At 50.7% G+C, this 406-nt stretch carries 1 protein-coding gene; it reads left to right on the forward strand.

The genetic code is table 11. The features are described from left to right. On the forward strand, window positions 1-406 hold a 406-nt coding region (locus tag UF06_RS18795; RefSeq protein WP_045571793.1), incomplete at both ends, for a PhoH family protein.

Consider the following 406-nt stretch of genomic DNA (forward strand, 5'->3'; position numbering starts at 1 on the left):
TTGATGAAGACAGCGATTTTGCAGGCCGCGTTGAAACCATCAATGAAGACAAGCTAACCCTACTCGACCTAAGCCGAGAACGCATGATGCACCGCCGAGCTTGGGACATCACACCAAAAAACATTTATCAGGCCATGGCACTCGATGCCCTGCTCGACCCTGACATTGATTTGGTGATCCTCACTGGTGCGGCGGGTAGTGGTAAAACGCTATTGGCCATGGCAGCTGCGCTCGAGCAAACTATTGAAAAAGGCATGTTTGATAAAATCATCGTCACGCGTAACACGCCAGACATTGGTGAGTCGATTGGCTTCTTACCAGGCTCAGAAGAGGAAAAAATGATGCCTTGGCTGGCGGCGGTAACCGATACTTTGGAGGCACTGCATAAGCACGATCACTGCACCGA

This window comes from Vibrio sp. S234-5 (assembly GCF_000960595.1).
In the GTDB taxonomy this organism is placed as follows: Bacteria; Pseudomonadota; Gammaproteobacteria; order Enterobacterales; family Vibrionaceae; genus Vibrio.